Source organism: Pseudomonas sp. X10, from assembly GCF_054889225.1.
Genome location: NZ_CM142677.1, coordinates 2,237,872 through 2,255,877, shown reverse-complemented (window position 1 = coordinate 2,255,877; position 18,006 = coordinate 2,237,872). Strand labels below are relative to the sequence as shown.

Sequence of the window (18,006 nt, the reverse complement as noted above, 5' to 3'; positions counted from 1 at the left end):
AGCCGCGAGGCAAATGGGCCCGCTACGCGCCCCTGCTCCCGCCGGCTCCCGATAACGACAAGAAAACACCCGAGGTCACTGTGCCCCCACTCAACCTACGCCCCACCTACGTCCTGCTCCCTGCCCTGCTGGCCCTGAGCGCCAACAGCCTGGCCGTTCCGGTCACCGACAACCTGGACATCGGCGGCGCGATACGCGCCCGCCTGGACCATGATCCGGACCGTGACATCGACAAGGCCGGCCTCGACACCATCATGCTGCGCGCCACCTACGACTCCGACACCTGGATCGGCGCCGTGCGCTACCGTTTCTACGGCAAGGCCTACCCCTACCAGTACACCGACCAGGTCGGCGATGTGTCCTTCGCCGAGTACGCCTGGATCGGCTACAAGTTCGATGAGGACCGTCAGGTACAAGTCGGCCTGAACCAGATTCCGTTCGGCCTGCAGCCCTATTTCGGCAGCACCTTCTACGAAACCCTCGGCAACGTCATCGGCCTGGAGGACGTCGAAGCGGTGGGTGCCAAGTACATCCACCAACAAGGCGACTGGAACCTGCAGTTCGGCCTGTATGGCCGCACCGCTTGGCCTGGTCGCGGCACCAGCAACGGCAGCACCTACTCCAGCGTGGTCACCCCGGCGGACGACTATGTCACCGACGGCAACCGCAACCAGGAGCGGCAGATCGTCGTGGCACGAGCGGCACGCTCGCTGCAATTGGGCGACTGGCAATCGGAAGTGGGCATCTCAGGGCTCACCTCGCGCCTGGAAAACCGCGACACCCATGACGATGGAAGGCGCAACGCGGTCGCCGTGCACTATCTGGGCAAGAACGGCCCCTGGGGCATCCAACTGCTGGCGGCGCGACAACAGATGTCGCCACGCAACCCCGACGACGGCGAGCGGGTGACCTTTGGCGGCTACGACGGCACCTACAACGTCGCCAGCCGCGGTAACCTGTATGTCGGCGACCTGAGCTACAGCTTTCCCGGCACCTTCCTCGGTGACTGGGTCAGCGGGCTGACGGTGTACGGCAACTACAGCCGCTTCGCCAAATCGGCCCAGGGTTTCGATACATCGGAGCGCTTCATCCTCGGCACGTCATTTTCGGTGCGCAAGTTCTACATCGCGGTGGAATGGCTCAACGGCCGCAACGACCCGTACATCGGCGGCAGCAGCTACACCGACAGCCTGGCCCAGGGTGGCACCGACCACTGGGAGAACCAGCTGTATGCCAACATTGGCTATTACTTCTAGACCCGGCAGCTGATGCCGCAGCAGGAGACCCCGGCGAGTGAAACGCAAGATACCGGCACTCAATGCCCTGAAAGCCTTCGAAGTGGCCGGCAGCACCGGCAGTTTCACCCGCGCCGCGCAGGTGCTCAACGTGACCCAGAGCGCCGTCAGCCGCCAGGTGCGGCAACTGGAGGAGCAACTGGGCGAACCGCTGCTGCAGCGCCGTCATCATCACTTGCAGCTGACCGACGCAGGGCGCACCTTGCTGCGCGCCTTGCAGCAGTCGTTCGACCGCATCGAGCTGACGGTGCGCGGCATCCAGCAGCGCCAGCACCCCACCCGCATCCGCCTCAATGCCCCGCCCACCTTCGCCAGCCGCTGGCTGTTGCCCCGCCTGGGGCGCTTGCGCGAAGCCCTTCCCGGGCTGGAGGTGACCCTCACCACCCACCTGCAAGACAACCTGGCGGAGGTCGCCACCCTGGACTGCGCCATCCGCTTCGGCAATGGCGAATGGGACGGCCTGGACAGCTCGCTGCTGATGCACGAGCGGCACATCGCCGTGTGTTCGCCGACGCTGCTGGCCCAGCAGGATGAACGCCAGGTCGACCTGCGCAACATGACCCTGCTGCATGTGCTGGCCCGTGAGGACCAGCGCTTCCTCACCTGGCGCCACTGGCTGGACGCCGCGCGGATCCAAGGCATCGACCTGCAAGGTGGCTATGAGTTCGACCTGCTGGACCTGGCCATCCGCGCCGCCATCGATGGCCTGGGCATCACCATCGCCGACCGCCAGATGGTCGCCCGGGAACTGGCGGCCGGCCAGTTGGTACAGGTACTCGACGTGCAGGTCGATGGCCACCAGTCCTACTGGTGGGTCTCCCGCCCGGAACAGGAACTGCCGCCGCACGTGGAGCATTTCCGCGAATGGCTGATGCAGGAGGTCTGGCTGGCCGAACGCAACCTGGGTGGCCAGACCGAGGTGGCCGACTGCGAGTGAGCCGGCCAGCCCCTACCGGTAACATGCGTTTTTTGAAGGTTACCCGCTCGCATTAATCGTTTGTTCCAGGTGCCTGGCTGCGACAAATTGTCGGCCATAACCCACAAGAAAAAACCTATACGCCTACCGGACGATAAGGCCGGAGGCCGGGCCTTGTGGGGCCGTTCAACCCGCAACCGGAACCTTCCATGCGTACAGAGCAGAACTTCATCGACGGTCGCTTCGTCGACCGGACCTCCAGCGACAGCCTGCGCGTGCTCAACCCCGCCACCGGCGAGCTGGCTGGCACTGTTGCTGCAGCCAGCCATGAACAGGCCAGCCAGGCCGCCGACGCTGCCGCCCGCGCCCAGCGCGAATGGGCCGCCCTGCCCGCCATCGAACGTGGCCGCCACCTGCAGCGCTTGGCCGATGCCCTGGTCGCCTGCGCCGACGACATCGGCGACGCATTGGCCGCGGAGTCCGGCAAGGCCCGCGAAGAAGCCCGCAACGAAGCTGTCTACGCCGCCGAGATCACCCGTTACCACGCCGAATGGGCACGCCGCATCGAAGGCGAAGTGATCCCCAGCGACAGTCGCGACGAAACCATCCTGTTGCAGCGCGAGCCGATCGGCGTGGTGGCCTGCCTGATCCCGTTCAACTACCCGGTCTACACCCTGCTGCGCAAGGTCGCCCCGGCGCTGATCAGCGGCAACACGGTGGTGGTGCGACCAAGCAACAACACGCCGATGTCGGCCTTCGCCATTGCCCGGGCGGTGCAACAGGCGCAGTTGCCGGCCGGCGTGGTGAACATCCTGGCCATGCAGCACGAGGTGGCCGCCACCCTGTGCAACCATCCAGCGATCGGCATGATCACCCTGACCGGCAGCGTGCGCGCTGGCCGCACGGTGCTCGAATACTGCAAGGCCAACATCGCCAAGCCCTCCCTGGAACTGGGCGGCAAGACCCCGGCGATCATCGAGGCTGATGCCGATCTGGAAGCCGCCGCAGCGGCCATCGTCGCGTCCAAGACCACCCATTGCGGCCAGCTGTGCACCGCCATCGAACGGGTCTACGTGCAGGCCAGCGTCCACGACCGCTTCCTGGCCTTGCTGCGCGAGCGATTCGCCGCCGTGCGCATTGGCGACCGCGCCGTCGACCCGACGTGGATGGGACCGCTGATCAGCGCCGGCGCCCGCGAAGAGATCCACGCCAAGGTCCAGCGCGCGCTCGCCGAAGGCGCGCGCCTGGAGGCCGGAGGCCAATGGCCGGACGGCGCGGGCAACTTCTACCCGGCCACCCTGCTCAGCCACTGCCGCCAGGACATGGAGATCGTCCAGGAGGAGATCTTCGGTCCGGTGCTGCCAGTGCTGGCCTACGACACCCTGGACGACGCCCTGGCCATGGCCAACGACCACCAGTTCGGCCTGTCCTCGGTGCTCTACAGCGAGAACTACCGCACCGCCATGAAAGTGGCCAATGCCATCGAAGCGGGCGAGCTGTACGTCAACCGCACCCCAGCCGACCCGTACCAGGGCTATCACGCCGGCTGGAAACGCTCGGGGCTGGGTGGCGACGACGGCAAGCACGGCATGCTCGAGTTCACCCAGACGCGACTGGTGGTGCTCAAGTACTGACTGACGGCGGCGCGCCTGCCTGCGCGCCATTTTCAACCTTGGGCGACAGCACCGCCCGCGAGAACAACAATGAAAAAAACAATAAATGCCGAGGCGATTTCCGTGGCCGCACCCGCCGCTGCCAACCTGACCCGCTACCTGCAACTGGCCCTCCTGGTGCTGGCGGCTGGCGCTATCTACCCGATGCTGTACCTGCGCCAGGTGTACCAGAGCACCATGCTTGAAGCCTTGGCGATCAACAACAGCCAGCTGGGCTACCTGTACTCGATCCTCGGCACCGCGTTCCTGGTCAGCTACCTGCCCAGCGGCTGGCTGGCGGACCGCCTGTCACCGCGCTTTTTGATCAGCTTCTCGCTGGTCGGCACCGGGCTGCTCGGCGTCTGGTACGCGCAGTTGCCCGGCTTCGAGGCGCTGCTGGCGATCTTCTGCGGCTTCGGTATCACCACGGGGCTGACCTTTTGGGCGTCCTTGATCAAGCGGGTGAAGATGATTGCCGGCGACGCCGAGCAAGGCCGCTTCTTCGGCGTACTCGATGGCGGCCGTGGCTTGGTCGAGGCCTTGCTGGCCACTGTCGCCATCGGCCTGTTCGCCTACGTCGCCGACAGCAACAATGGCAGCAATGCCGTCGGCCTGACCCGGGTCATCCACTTCTATGCCGCCTGCTGCATGGTGCTGGGCCTATTGCTGATGCTGGTGCGCGACCCGCAGGTCAAGGCCGACGACAGCGCCCCACGGGAAAAGGCCAACCTGCTGCAAGACCTGCGCACCCTGCTGGCCATTCCTGAGCTGTGGCTGGTCACCGCCATCGTGTTCTGCGGCTACCACTTCTTCTGGGCCACCTACAGCTTCTCGGCCTACCTGCAGGAAGGTGGTTTTGGCCTGAGCGCCACCGCCGCCGGCCTGATCACCACCGTCAAACTGTGGATGCGCCCGCTGGGCGGCATCGGCGGTGGCTGGCTGGGCGACCGCTACTCGAAGGTCGGCGTGCTGGCCTGGGCCATGGTTCTGGCAGCCGTGGGCCTGCTCGGCCTGATCGTGTTGCCGAGCCTGCGGGTGCTGGGCGTGCTGGTGTTCCTGGTGATCTTCATCGGCCTGATGACCTACGCCATCCGCGGCCTGTACTGGGCCATCCTCGATGACTGCCAGGTGCCGCTGCGGGTCACCGGCCTTGCCATCGGCATCATCTCCCTGGTGGGCTATTCGCCGGACGTGTTCCTGCCGTTGCTCAACGGCTGGATCATCGACAGCTTCCCCGGCTTCATCGGCTACCAGATCTATTTCTCCTACGTCGTGGTGATGGGCCTGCTGGGCGTCGTCGCCACCTTCTTCCTGAACAAACGCATTCGAGAAAAGGCGGGCAAAGCATGAAAATCGTCTCCCTGCAGACTCACGTCGTCGCGGTGCCGCCACCGCACATCGGTGGCATGTACTGGCTGTTCGTAACCCTCAAGACCGACTGCGGCATCGAGGGTGTCGGCGAAATCTACGCGGCCACCTTCCACCCCCGCGCCATGGTGCCGGTGATCGAAGACGTGTTCACACGCTACCTGCTCGACCAGGACCCGCACCACATCGAACGCTTCTTCCGCCGCGCCTACTCCAGCGGTTTCACCCAGCGCCCCGACCTGACCATGATGGGCGTAGTCAGCGGGCTGGAAATGGCCTGCTGGGACATCATCGGCAAGGCCGCGGGCAAACCGGTGTACGAGCTCTTGGGCGGCAAGGTGCATGAGCGCCTGCGCTCCTATACCTACCTGTACCCGGTGAACGCCCAAGGCGAGTACGACTACAGCGACCCGGACCTGGCCGCCGAATGTGCGGTGCAGAACATGGACCTGGGCTTTACCGCGCTGAAGTTCGACCCCGCCGGCCCCTACACTGCGTTCTCCGGGCACCAGCTGTCGCTGGAGGTGCTGGAGCGTTGCGAGACCTTCTGCCGGCGCATCCGCGAAGCCGTGGGCAACCGCTGCGACCTGCTGTTCGGCACCCACGGGCAGATGGTGCCTTCCTCCGCCATCCGCCTGGCCAAGCGCCTGGAAAAGTACGATCCGCTGTGGTTCGAGGAGCCGATTCCACCGGGCCAGGAAGACGCCATGGCCCAGGTCGCGGCGAAGACCAGCATCCCCATCGCCACCGGCGAACGGCTGACCACCAAATACGAGTTCTTCAAGCTGCTGCAGGCCGGTGGCGCCTCGATCCTGCAGATGAACGTGGGCCGCTGCGGCGGCCTGCTCGAAGGCAAGAAGATCGCCAGCATGGCCGAGGCCTACTACGCGCAGATCGCCCCGCACCTGTACAACGGCCCCATCGGCGCCGCCGCCAGCTTCCAGCTGGCCACCTGCACGCCAAACTTCCTGATCCAGGAAAGCATCGGCACCTGGGATGGCTTTCACGCGCAGATCCTCAAGAAGCCACTGCAGTGGGAAGACGGCTACATCATCCCGTCCAGCGAGCCAGGCTTGGGCGTGGAGCTGGACATGGACGTGGTGCGCCAGCATGCGGGCTACGAGGGCGAGCGCCTGCACCTGCAAATGGCGCCACACCCGGTCGACGTCAAGGACGCCTCGCCGGCCAGGGGCTGAGCGTCACGCCGCCCCACTGCCGGGGCGGCCTTCCATACACAGGGTAAGCGACACATGAAGAATTTTGACTACATCATCGTCGGCGCCGGGTCGGCCGGGTGCATCCTGGCCGCGCGCCTCAGCGAGTCGGGGCGCCACAGCGTGCTGCTGCTCGAAGCCGGCGGCAAGGACAGCTCGCCATGGTTCAAGCTGCCGGTCGGCTTTGCCAAGCTCTACTACAACCCGACCTACAACTGGATGTACTACAGCCAGCCACAGCCGCACCTGGCCGGGCGCAGCCTGTACGCGCCACGGGGCAAGGTCCAGGGTGGCTCCGGCTCGATCAACGCGATGATCTATGTGCGCGGCCAGGCCCATGACTTCGATGACTGGGCGGCCAACGGCGCCGAAGGCTGGTCGTTCAAGGACGTGCTGCCGTACTTCCGCAAGCTGGAGAGCCACCCCCTCGGCGACAGCGAGTACCACGGCGGCAGCGGGCCCGTCGGCATCACCCCGATGAAGGGCCATGCGCACCCGATCTGCGACGTCTTCCTCCAGGGCTGCGACGAGCTCGGCTACCCACGCAGCGAGGACTTCAACGGCAAGCACTTCGAAGGCGCCGGCATCTACGATGTGAACATCCGCGACGGTCGCCGCTGCTCCAGCAGCTTCGCCTACCTGCACCCGGCGCTGGGCCGGCCCAACCTGACCCTGGAGCACCACGCCTTGGTCGAGCGTGTGCTGTTCGACGGCAATCGCGCCAGCGGCGTGCGCATCTCCCAGAATGGCGTACAGCGGGAATTCCACGCCAACCGCGAAGTGATTCTCGCCGCCGGTGCGGTGGACACGCCGAAGATCCTCCAGCTGTCCGGCGTCGGCGACCGCGACCTGCTGCAAGCGCATGGCATCGAGACCTTGCATCACCTGCCAGCGGTGGGCAAGAACCTGCAGGACCACCTGTGCGTCAGCTATTACTACAAGGCCAGCATGCCAACCCTGAACGATGAGTTCGGCTCGTTGCTCGGCAAGCTCAAGCTCGGCCTGCAGTACCTGCTGACCCGCAAGGGCCCACTGGCGATGAGCGTGAACCAGTCCGGCGGCTTCTTTCGCAGCGACGAGCAGCAAGCGCACCCCAACCTGCAGCTGTACTTCAACCCGCTGTCGTACCAAATCCCGAAAAGCAACAAGGCCAGCCTCAAGCCCGAGCCCTACTCTGGCTTCCTGCTGTGCTTCAACCCCTGTCGGCCGACCAGTCGCGGCGAAATCCGCATTGCCTCCAGCGACCCGGCTGCGCCTGCGCTGATCGACCCGAACTACCTGAGCACGCAGAAGGACATCGACGAAGCCATCCAGGGCAGCCACCTGATGCGCAAAATCATGCAGGCCCCGGCCCTCAAGGCAATCACCCTGGAAGAAGTACTGCCCGGCCCAACGGTCGACGATGACCAGTCAATGCTGCAGTACTTTCGTGAGAACTGCGGTTCGATCTATCACCTGTGCGGCAGCTGCGCGATGGGCAGCGACACCCGTACCACCGTGGTGGACAGCCGCCTGGCCGTCCATGGTCTGCAAGGACTGCGCATCGTCGACGCCTCCGTATTCCCCAACGTGACCTCGGGCAACACCAATGCGGCAGTGATGATGGTGGCAGAGAAAGGCGCCGACCTGATATTGGAGGATGCCGAAGGTCCGGTGCAGGATGCGCTGGGAAAGCACACGGCCGTGCCTGAGCGGAAAATCGCCTGAAGCAGCCACTCACCTGCCCCTGTCGTGGGGTGGGTGGGATTGCAGGAGGCTTGCGAAGGCATGCCTTGGGAGCCGGGGGTGCCCCCCCGATCATGAAACGTACAAGAACCCGATCACGGATCCAACTTCCCCGCCCGTCGAAAAAATTACTGGCACACAGCCATGCGCCATACTCAGATCGGCAGGAAGCCGCTTGCAGGATGGACACCGACCTCTAACCCCATCAGGGCACTACGATGGACAGGCCAAGCCACCCCAGCCCGCCTCCAGCACTCGTGCGCCTGCTGCCACTGTGGCTACGCCAGGCGCTGGTCAAGACACTGGCCGGGCTGGTCCTGGGGTTGGTCACAGCGATCGTCCTGGTTTGGCTTAGTCACCGTGTGTTTCCCGGCTTGCAGGCCTATGGCGAAGACCTGGGGTTGCGGGTCAGCCTGTATTTCGAACGGGTAGCCAGCAGCGTCCGAGGTGCCGTGCCTGCCAGAAGCGACAGCGATCAATTCGGTTATGTCTTCCTTGATGTCGATCCCGAACTGCCCGCTGCCAGCCCCGCTGTGCCAGCGCTGCCCTCTCCCTCGGAGCAGGCCTGCGCGGCCTACGCCGAGGCGGTAAGCACCGGACAGTCGGCAAGCACACCATACGCTCGCCAGCTCGACTGCAGTTCGGCACGGCCACTCAACCGCTACCTGTTGGCCGCCCTCCTCGGCGAGCTGCAAAGGCGCCAGGCGAAACTGGTGATCCTGGATCTGGTACTGGCCCGCGAATCAGGGATCGTCGCCCAGGCCGAAGACCAGGCGCTGCGCCAAGCCCTGGACCAGGCCGATGCCGCCCGGATGCCTGTGCTGTTCGCCGGCCCCTATGAGATGTATCCATCGGCAACGCCAGGCCAGCCTGGGCCAGTCCGCCTGGTCATGCCCCTGTTGCTGGAGGACAAGCCTGCGGTAGCGCAACGCGCGGCGGTGGCCCTCCCGCTGCCTGGCCAGCCGTTGCGCCGTTACCCCAAATGCCTGCCTCAGGCCACCCAGGGGCCATGGCTGCCGAGCCTTCCATACCTGGCAGCGTTGACCCTGGGCTCTAGCGGCTACAACTGCGCGGAGCTCACAGCCGGCGCCCCCGCGGACAACGCCCCACGCATCGTCTTCAGCCTGCCTTCGCAATACACCCACTTGGACGAAGGTGTCGCCCCCGAGCGGGCACGCTGGGCTGTCTACCGAGGACGCTACGAGCGTTGCCTGGCCGCACACTTCTGGGACAGCGAGACCGCACAGTGCGGCCAAGTCGCGACCTATCGCGACAAAGTAGTGGTTATTGGTGTGTCCAACCCGTTGCGCCGAGACCGACACTACACCCCGCTGGGCGACATGGCCGGTCCCGAGGTGGTGATCAATGCCGTGCGCAGCTTCCTAGCCTACCCGCACCAACAGGACAAGAGTCTCGGTCAACTGATCGCCAAGAAGTGCCTCATCGTGCTCTGGTGCGGCCTGCCCTGGCTAGGCTATTTCGCCGTACGCTGCTACTGCTTCCCGACCCCGGCGGCACCCTCCCGGCCATTGCTCGCCAATGCCTGGCGCATGGTTATGGTCGGCCTGACCTTCTCCTTCGCAATGCTAGGGGTCGTAGGGTTGGCACTGGCCCTGTCATTCGCCCCTGAAGCACCGACTCCCTCGCTAGACGTGCTAGTCCCTGTCATCGCCATTGCCATCGATGAATACATCGAGCAGATGCATCGCCTGGTTCACGCGGTCGAGGAGCACCTGGGAAAGCTGTTCGGCCTCTCGCCCCAGCATCACTGACACTCACCTCAGGAGGCCCGCCATGATTCGATCGATGCCCGCGACAGCCTTGGCCCTGGCGTGCACACTGGGCACTCCCCAGGTCCTGGCGCAGCAGCCTCCGTCACCCTGTCCAGACGGCTGGCTGAGCATACGGGCGCGGGTCAACCAATTGACGCCGACTAACGCCCGCTTGAGTATCGACCGGGCGTCCTCTCAGACCCACGCGCCTGTAACCGTTGGCAGCGTACTGTGCGAGGGTGACACGCTGTTGTTCGAGCCTGGCCAGGAAAACACCCAAGTGGAGCTGTTCGAAGCGGGCAGGCTGTTCATCTGGGAAGGCCAACGTGGCCCCTACAGCGTGCCCTCAGGGACAAAGGCGCGCCTGAACGCCGTGGCAGCCTACCTCAACGCCGCTTTTGCTGGCGCCAACGACCTAGGCCCCACCCTACAACGTGCCAATCCGACCCACGGCCGTGGCGGTGGCGCCAGTAACAACGAGGTCATGCGGGCCATAACGCCTCTGCGTGACCTGCCACGCCAGGCCCTGGTCATCGGTACCCGCACAGTGACCGGCTGGCACAACGGCAGCGGCCCCTGGCGCTGCAATTGGCTGGATTCCGACAGCCAGGTACTGCTGCGCGGTGAAGCTATCCATGCCGCGCACTGCAGGACATCCCCCGCGCCCGCCAACGTGGCGGCCCTGGAAACCGAGGACGCGCAAGGCGCAACGCTGATCTGGCCGGTCGAAGAGGTATCAGCGACCGCACTGCCACGCCCGGAGTGGGTGCCCCCGGGCACCCCGGTGCTGGACGCCGAGACCCGGGCGGCCTGGGCCGTCTGGCTATGGCGCGAGGGAGGCGCGGCCTGGCGCCTGCAAGCGGTGGCCATGCTCAACGAAACCCGCGATGTCTGGCTTGCCGGTTGGCTGCTAGCGGGCATCCTCGCCGAAAACCCACAGGTAGTGCCGAAATGACACACACGATGCCACGTATTACCACCTTCGCCACATCCCTTGCCCTCCTCGCTCTCTGCGCGGCATCAACGGCACAGTCCCAAGTCGAAGCCACAGTAGTAACCAATAAACGCGTGGCGCTCATCGTCGCCAATGCCAATTACGCCAACCCCGCCGACCGCCTCACCGGTCCCTTGCGCGACGCCGAAACCCTGCGCCAGACCCTGACGCAACTGGGCTTCACTGTCGAAACCGAGGAAAACGCCGACCTCGAAGGCCTCAAACAAGCACGCAAGCGATTCCAGGACCTGCTCCAGAACGCCGGGCCGAACGCCATCGGACTGTTCTACTACGCTGGCCACGGCGGTGCCCCTAGCAACGCCAACGACAACTACCTGATCCCGATTGAAGTGGAGTCCATCGCCACCTTGGACTTCGCGCAACAGGCCCTGAGCCTGGGCGACCTGCTCAAGCCACTGCGCATCAATCAGCCGGACGGAGCTACTGTGCTCGTGGTCATCGACGCCTGTCGCACACTGGAACAGCCCCGCAGCCGTGGGGCCACCAGCACGCCGACGCTGGAGCAAACAACGCCTGCCCTGCAAGCGGTACCACTGCGCGAACCCGAGCGTGGTTTTCTGGTGGCACTGTCCACCAGCCAGGGACTGCCCGCTTCCGACGACGGCACCTACGCCAGAACCTTGGCCACCAAACTGGCGACCCCGGGCCTGAGCCTGTCGCAAGTATTCGATGAGGTGCGCTACAGCCTTCAGGCGAACAGCAATCAGTTACCAGTGGCGGTCTCCAAGCTGGAAAAGATCTGCCTGGTCAGTTGCGAAGGTGCGGTCAAGACAGACAGCCTCAAGGTACTTCTGGAAGCCTCGCGCACGTTCTCCCGAGGCGATATCGGCCAAAGCGAGGCGCTGGCCGCGCTGATCCAGGAAGGACGGACTTTCGAGAGGGCCGAGCTGTTCCAGGGCATTTCCTTGCGCAACGGCACACAGTTGGCGAACCTGAAAGCCGCCGGCGCCAACTTCAAGACCACCGACCTGTCCGGCAGCAATTTGTCCGGCTCCGACTTGAGCGACGCCCGCCTGCAGGCGGTCACCGCAAAAGACAGTAACTTCAGCGACAGCCTGCTCGATGGCGCACTCTTGCCACTCGCCGACGCCCCCGGCGCTCACTTCGACAATGCCAGCCTCAAACGCACTGCCTGGCTGGGCGCCGACCTGCGTCGCGCATCCTTTCGCAACGCTGACCTGCGCGGTGCCAGCTTCCGCCTGGCCGATCTGCGGGACGCAGACTTTTCCGGCGCCAACCTGAGCGAGGTTTCGTTCAATGCCGCCGATTTGCGTGGCAGCCGATTCGACGGCGCCACGTTCGCCAACACCAACCTCGACGCCGCACTGATCGGCCACGACAGCCTGACTCCAGCACAACGCCAGAAGGCCTGTGCCACGGTCGATGGCTATGGCGGCCTGCAGTTGACCATGGTGGTGAAGAGCCCCGGCGAATACGGCCGGAAGTATCAAACCCTCCATTACGAGCGTCCCGGCATCGGCTGGACAATCCCCAGCCAGCCCCTGCCCCCTTGCGAGAGCATCGACCCGCAGAACCTGCCCGATGGGTTCGAGAGCCGCACCGACAGGTCATCGCTATTCGGTATCAACCTTCCAGAAGATCTGCTGGAGCAGTCCGGAAACAAAAGCGAACTATACAAACGGCTCAGGCAGCAGATGCGTATCAGCCTCATCGAACGCATGCGCGCCGCCCATGAAATGGGATGGGCACTGCGCTGTCCGTTTGCCTACGACTCTGCCGGAGATTGCAAGAAACTCAGACATGAAGGGCTGAAAGTCGAATGACAACGCCTGCCGGGCCGGAGGGGATGAGGAGCGACTTCGACCATGGCGTGCTGATCTCCATTCCGTCACTACATGACCTGGGCCGCTGGGAGCCCTACGAGACCAGGCGGCAGGTCATATGTTCGGCCAACTTTCCAATCAGCAGTTGGCACCGCGTTATGGCGCCCGGTCATCCTGATGCATCGAGAGCACGTGCGTTGAGCCCAAGGCGACATCGACAGGAGGTGTCAGCGCAGGGGCATGCCAGGGAACAAGCAAGGCGGGAATGAAACGACCGCGGGGCCAGCCGCCCCCACGCTGGGTGGGAGCGGGCTGGCCCCGCGTTTCAGCTCACTTCAGGTCGAAACGGTCGAGCTCCATGACTTTGACCCAGGCGGCGACAAAGTCCTTGACGAACTTGTCCTTGGCGTCGGCACTGCCATACACCTCGGCCAATGCCCGCAACTGGGCATTGGAGCCGAACACCAGGTCGACCCGGGTGCCGGTCCACTTCGGCTGGCCGGTCTTGCGGTCATGGGCCTCGTAGACGTCCTTGTCCTGCTCCGTCGGCTTCCACTCCACGCCCATGTCCAGCAGGTTGGTGAAGAAGTCGTTGGTCAGGGCGCCGGGCTTGTCGGTGAACACCCCATGCTTGCTGCCGCCGGTGTTGGCGCCAAGCACACGCAAGCCGCCAACCAGCACGGTCATCTCTGGCGCGGTCAGGGTCAGCAACTGCGCCTTGTCGACCAACAAGGCCTCGGCGGACACGGTGTACTTGCCCTTGGCATAGTTGCGGAAGCCATCGGCAATGGGTTCGAGGAAGCCGAAGGAGTCGACGTCGGTCTGCTCCTGGGAAGCGTCCGTGCGGCCTGGCCTGAACGGCACGGTGATGCTGTGCCCGGCATTCTTGGCAGCCTGCTCGACACCCGCGCTGCCAGCCAGGACGATCAGGTCGGCCAGGGAGATCTTCTTGCCACCGCCCTGGGCGCCGTTGAACTCGCCCTGGATCTGCTCCAGGGTCCCGAGCACTTTGTCCAGTTGCTCAGGCTGGTTGGCTTCCCAGAACTTCTGCGGAGCCAGGCGCAGGCGGCCGCCATTGGCGCCACCGCGCTTATCGGAGCCACGGAAGCTCGAGGCGGCGGCCCAGGCAGTGGACACCAGCTCCGGCACGCTCAGGCCAGAGGCCAGGACCTTGGCCTTGAGGTCGGCGACGTCCTGGTCATCCACCAAGGGGTGGTCGACATCCGGGATCGGGTCTTGCCAGAGCAGCTCCTCCTGGGGCAGCTCAGGGCCGAGGTAGCGCGACAGCGGCCCCATGTCCCGGTGGATCAGCTTGTACCAGGCGCGGGCGAAGGCATCGGCCAACTGGTCGGGGTTGTCCTTGAAGCGCCGAGCGATCGGCTCGTAGATCGGGTCGAAGCGCAATGCCAGGTCGGAGGTGAGCATGGCCGGGGCGTGGCGCTTGCCCGGGTCGTGGGCATCGGGGATCTGGCCAGCACCGTCACCGTTCTTCGGCTGCCACTGGTGGGCGCCTGCGGGGCTCTTGGTCAGCTCCCACTCGAACTTGAAGAGGTTCTCCAGGTACTCGTTGCTCCACTGGGTCGGCGTGGAGGTCCAGATCACCTCCAAGCCGCTGGTGATGGCGTCGCCGCCCTTACCGGTGCCATAACTGCTGCGCCAGCCCAGGCCCTGCTCTTCCAGACCGGCAGCTTCAGGCTCAGGGCCTACGGCGGTGGCCGGGCCGGCGCCGTGAGTCTTGCCGAAGGCGTGGCCACCGGCGATCAGGGCCACGGTTTCCTCATCGTCCATGGCCATGCGGCCGAAGGTTTCCCGGATGTCCTTACCCGAGGCAATCGGGTCGGGGTTGCCTTCCGGACCTTCCGGGTTCACGTAGATCAGGCCCATCTGCACCGCCGCCAGAGGGTCTTCCAGGTCACGCCCTGGGGCCTCGTTACGGCTCTCTTGGGTGCCGTGGGTCTGGGGTTCGGCAACCAGTGGCCCATCACCGCTCTTGGCGTAACGCACGTCGCCGCCAAGCCAGGTCTTTTCCGAGCCCCAGTAGACGTCTTCATCCGGCTCCCACACGTCGGCACGGCCGCCAGAGAAGCCGAAGGTCTTGAAGCCCATGGACTCCAGGGCGACGTTGCCAGTGAGGACGATCAGGTCGGCCCAAGAGATGTTGCGGCCATATTTTTGCTTGATCGGCCAGAGCAGCCGGCGGGCCTTGTCCAGGCTGACGTTGTCCGGCCAACTGTTGAGCGGTGCGAACCGTTGCTGGCCAGAGCCAGCGCCCCCTCGGCCGTCGCCGGTGCGGTAGGTGCCTGCGCTGTGCCAGGCCATGCGGATGAACAGCGGGCCATAGTGGCCGAAGTCGGCGGGCCACCAGTCTTGGGAGTCGGTCATCAGCGCCCGCAGGTCCGCCTTCAGCGCCTGGAAGTCCAGGCTCTTGAACGCCTTGGCATAGTCAAAGTCCGGGTCCATCGGGTCGGACTTGGGTGTGTGTTGATTCAATATCTTCAGGTTCAGCTGGTTGGGCCACCAATCACGGTTGGTGGTACCGCCGCCAGCGGCTTGATGGAACGGGCATTTCGATTCGTTCGACATCTGCTTGTACCTTTGGGTCGGGTTCTTCCAGATTTCCCAGCAATGCCGGGTGTTCGATCGGCAGAGCCTCATGGCTCACGCCTACCCCTCATCAGGTTTTTGGAACGTCGGTCTTCGCCGGCGCGGGTTTGCGGGCTGACGCAGCCTCCGGCTGCGGTTTTTCACCGATTTGCTGGCATACACCGCCCCGCGCTTTTCGTAACGCCGTGAAAAAGATTAGTCGACCTTGGGCAGAGTTCTAATAGAGGGGGTATTGGGGGCTGATAGGCTGACTCTGTCAGGCCACCCCATCTTCGCCGACTGATGCTGGCACCTACAGGATCCGGGCCATTACATGACCGCAGGATGACGCTTGAAACGCGCCGACCAGACCAAGGTATCGAAGCCCCCCACGAACATATGACCCAGCCGCCTCCAGGTAGAAGTGTTCGGCACCGCCCTGCCGATTACCCTCGTCCATGGATCGGATGCGACAACCCATGGGCAGACCGCCCCTCCTGTCCAGTACTGTCGCAGCCCCGCCACGGCACCCTCACAAGACCCAAGGACAACCTGATGAAGAAGCTGACCACGGCCTCTGGCGCCCCCGTCGTCGACAACACCACCGTCCAGACTGCCGGCCCGCGCGGGCCGGCCCTGTTGCAGGACATCTGGCTGCTGGAGAAACTCGCCCACTTCGACCGCGAGGTCATCCCGGAGCGGCGCATGCACGCCAAGGGTTCCGGCGCCTACGGGACCTTCACGGTGACCCAGGACATCACCCGCTACACCAAGGCCAGCCTGTTCGCCCAGGTGGGCAAGCAGACTGAGCTGTTCGTGCGTTTCTCCACGGTAGCCGGCGAGCGTGGGGCCGCGGACGCGGAACGGGACATCCGGGGGTTCGCCATCAAGTTCTACACCGAACAGGGCAACTGGGACCTGGTGGGCAACAACACGCCGGTGTTCTTCATCCGCGACCCGCTGAAATTTCCCGACCTCAACCACGCGGTCAAGCGCGATCCCCGCACCGGCCTGCGTAGCGCCCAGAACAACTGGGATTTCTGGACCCTGCTGCCCGAGGCCCTGCACCAAGTCACCGTAGTGATGAGCGACCGAGGCATCCCCGCCAGCTACCGCCATATGCACGGTTTCGGCAGCCACACGTTCAGCTTCATCAACGCGGCCAATGAGCGGCATTGGGTCAAGTTCACTCTCAAGACCCAGCAGGGCATTCGCAACCTTACCGATGCCGAGGCCAGCGCACAGATCGGCACGGACCGCGAAACCCACCAGCGCGACCTGTACTGCAGCATCGAAAAAGGCGACTTCCCGCGCTGGACCCTGTACGTCCAGCTCATGCCAGAACAGGACGCCCAGGACTATCACATCAACCCCTTCGACCTGACCAAGGTCTGGCCCCATGCCGACTACCCACTGCATGAAGTGGGCGTGCTAGAGCTCAACCGCAACCCGGACAACTGCTTCGCCGAGGTAGAGCAGGTGGCGTTCAATCCAGCCAACGTGGTGCCGGGCATCGGTTTTTCGCCAGACCGGATGCTCCAGGGCCGGCTGTTTTCCTATGGTGATGCCCAGCGTTACCGTCTCGGCGTCAACCATGCGGCGATCCCGGTGAACGCGCCACGCTGCCCGGTGCACAGCTACCACCGCGATGGCCAGATGCGCGTCGACGGCAACTACGGCAGCACCCTGGCCTATACGCCGAACAGCACCGGCCAGTGGCATGAACAACCGGACTTCTCCGAACCACCGCTGCCGCTCCAGGGCGCTGCCGGCCATTGGAGCATGGAGGCCGAGGACGACCACTTCTCCCAGCCCGGCGCCCTGTTCCGCCTGATGACGCCGCTCCAGCAGCAGGCGTTGTTCGACAACACCGCACGCGCCATCCAAGGGGCTTCCCGAGAAGTCATCGAGCGCCATATCCGCCACTGCAGCCTGGCCGATGCCGCCTATGGCGCCGGAGTCCGGGCAGCGATCGAACGGCTGGCTTGAGCCCGGCGGCCAGCGAGGGACGGGACCCATGAGCAACCTGCAGCTACCACCGATACCTGCCCACAGCGACGCCAATGGGTTGTCGCTGTGCAGCAGGCTGGAACTGATCGAACAATTGCAACGGCAACGCTGGCGCACCGGCGAGCTGCAGGCACACCTGCAACTGGCGCAGTGGCGGCTGCGCCGGGTCAGCTTCAAGGCCTTGCGCAGGTTGTTGCAGAACATCGTACTGATGACCCGCTCCCAACAGCACATGCTCTGTCGCCAAATCACGGCGCTGGGCGGCTTCTCGCCGCTGCCGGAACTCGACGCCTGCGCCCTGGCGCTGCAGTGCCCGGAAGCCCTGTCCTTCTGCGACTGCCTGCGTCTGATCAGCAGGGATGTCGAGGACCTGGCTAGCGCGGCCCGCGAACTCCAGGCCCTGCTGGCGGCCGCCCACGAGCGGGGTGAGCGGGTGCAGGCGGCACTGTTGGCCGAGGTGCTGGACTTCAACCATTACCTGGTCGGACGGATCCGCCATGTGCTGGTGCCGGAGGCCCGGCTGTCCGCCAGCTAGCCAGGCTCCGAACACACCGCCCGCAGGCCCTGACATCGTCCTTATCATCCCCTCGGGGTTGTACTACCATGGAGCGAGGTCAGGGCCGACCGCACGCTCTCGAACGACCTTCTCCGACCCTCGAGCCATCAACAACG

12 protein-coding genes are annotated in these 18,006 nt (G+C 64.8%); 11 read left to right on the top strand and 1 reads right to left on the bottom strand.

Annotation, left to right across the window (positions count from 1 at the left end; all coding sequences use genetic code 11):
• Positions 1 to 80: 80 nt before the first annotated feature.
• The 9 genes from ACYU03_RS10370 to ACYU03_RS10330 all read left to right on the top strand — a co-directional run bounded on the left by ACYU03_RS10370 (position 81) and on the right by ACYU03_RS10330 (position 12,741).
• Positions 81 to 1,256, top strand: coding sequence for a porin family protein (locus tag ACYU03_RS10370; RefSeq protein WP_461890374.1), 1,176 nt, complete (start codon positions 81 to 83; stop codon positions 1,254 to 1,256).
• Between the two features lie 37 nt (positions 1,257 to 1,293).
• On the top strand, positions 1,294 to 2,232 hold the full coding sequence (locus ACYU03_RS10365) for a LysR substrate-binding domain-containing protein (protein ID WP_461890372.1): 939 nt from the start codon (positions 1,294 to 1,296) through the stop codon (positions 2,230 to 2,232).
• A 188-nt stretch (positions 2,233 to 2,420) separates the two neighbouring features.
• Positions 2,421 to 3,845, top strand: a complete 1,425-nt coding sequence (gene aldA / locus ACYU03_RS10360) for an aldehyde dehydrogenase (RefSeq protein WP_461890370.1) — start codon at positions 2,421 to 2,423, stop codon at positions 3,843 to 3,845.
• Between the two features lie 69 nt (positions 3,846 to 3,914).
• Entirely contained in the window at positions 3,915 to 5,213 is a 1,299-nt protein-coding gene (locus ACYU03_RS10355) for an MFS transporter (RefSeq protein ID WP_461890368.1), read from the top strand.
• Positions 5,210 to 6,427, top strand: a complete 1,218-nt coding sequence (locus ACYU03_RS10350; protein WP_461890366.1) for a mandelate racemase/muconate lactonizing enzyme family protein — start codon at positions 5,210 to 5,212, stop codon at positions 6,425 to 6,427. Before ACYU03_RS10355 ends, ACYU03_RS10350 begins: the two co-directional genes overlap by 4 nt.
• A gap of 54 nt (positions 6,428 to 6,481) precedes the next feature.
• Entirely contained in the window at positions 6,482 to 8,152 is a 1,671-nt protein-coding gene (locus ACYU03_RS10345) for a GMC family oxidoreductase (RefSeq protein WP_461890365.1), read from the top strand.
• Between the two features lie 236 nt (positions 8,153 to 8,388).
• Positions 8,389 to 9,942 (top strand): CHASE2 domain-containing protein, encoded by a 1,554-nt coding sequence (locus ACYU03_RS10340; protein WP_461890363.1) that lies wholly within the window; start codon positions 8,389 to 8,391, stop codon positions 9,940 to 9,942.
• Positions 9,943 to 9,964: 22 nt separating this feature from the next.
• The gene (locus ACYU03_RS10335) at positions 9,965 to 10,897 is read left to right on the top strand and encodes a hypothetical protein (protein WP_461890361.1); all 933 of its coding nucleotides are present in this window, start codon (positions 9,965 to 9,967) and stop codon (positions 10,895 to 10,897) included.
• Positions 10,898 to 11,010: 113 nt separating this feature from the next.
• Positions 11,011 to 12,741 (top strand): caspase family protein, encoded by a 1,731-nt coding sequence (locus ACYU03_RS10330; protein WP_461890359.1) that lies wholly within the window; start codon positions 11,011 to 11,013, stop codon positions 12,739 to 12,741.
• A gap of 330 nt (positions 12,742 to 13,071) precedes the next feature.
• Here ACYU03_RS10330 and katG read toward each other — a convergent pair whose 3' ends face one another.
• Complete coding sequence (katG, locus tag ACYU03_RS10325; protein WP_461890357.1) at positions 13,072 to 15,324, bottom strand: catalase/peroxidase HPI; 2,253 nt, start codon at positions 15,322 to 15,324, stop codon at positions 13,072 to 13,074.
• Between the two features lie 555 nt (positions 15,325 to 15,879).
• On the opposite strand from katG, the gene ACYU03_RS10320 reads away from it, so the two are divergent.
• Both ACYU03_RS10320 and ACYU03_RS10315 read left to right on the top strand, forming a co-directional pair.
• Positions 15,880 to 17,313 (top strand): catalase, encoded by a 1,434-nt coding sequence (locus ACYU03_RS10320; protein ID WP_461890355.1) that lies wholly within the window; start codon positions 15,880 to 15,882, stop codon positions 17,311 to 17,313.
• A 28-nt stretch (positions 17,314 to 17,341) separates the two neighbouring features.
• Positions 17,342 to 17,869 carry a hypothetical protein gene (locus ACYU03_RS10315; protein WP_461890353.1) on the top strand — a complete coding sequence of 176 codons (528 nt, stop codon included), beginning with the start codon at positions 17,342 to 17,344 and terminating at the stop codon, positions 17,867 to 17,869.
• Positions 17,870 to 18,006 lie beyond the last annotated feature (137 nt).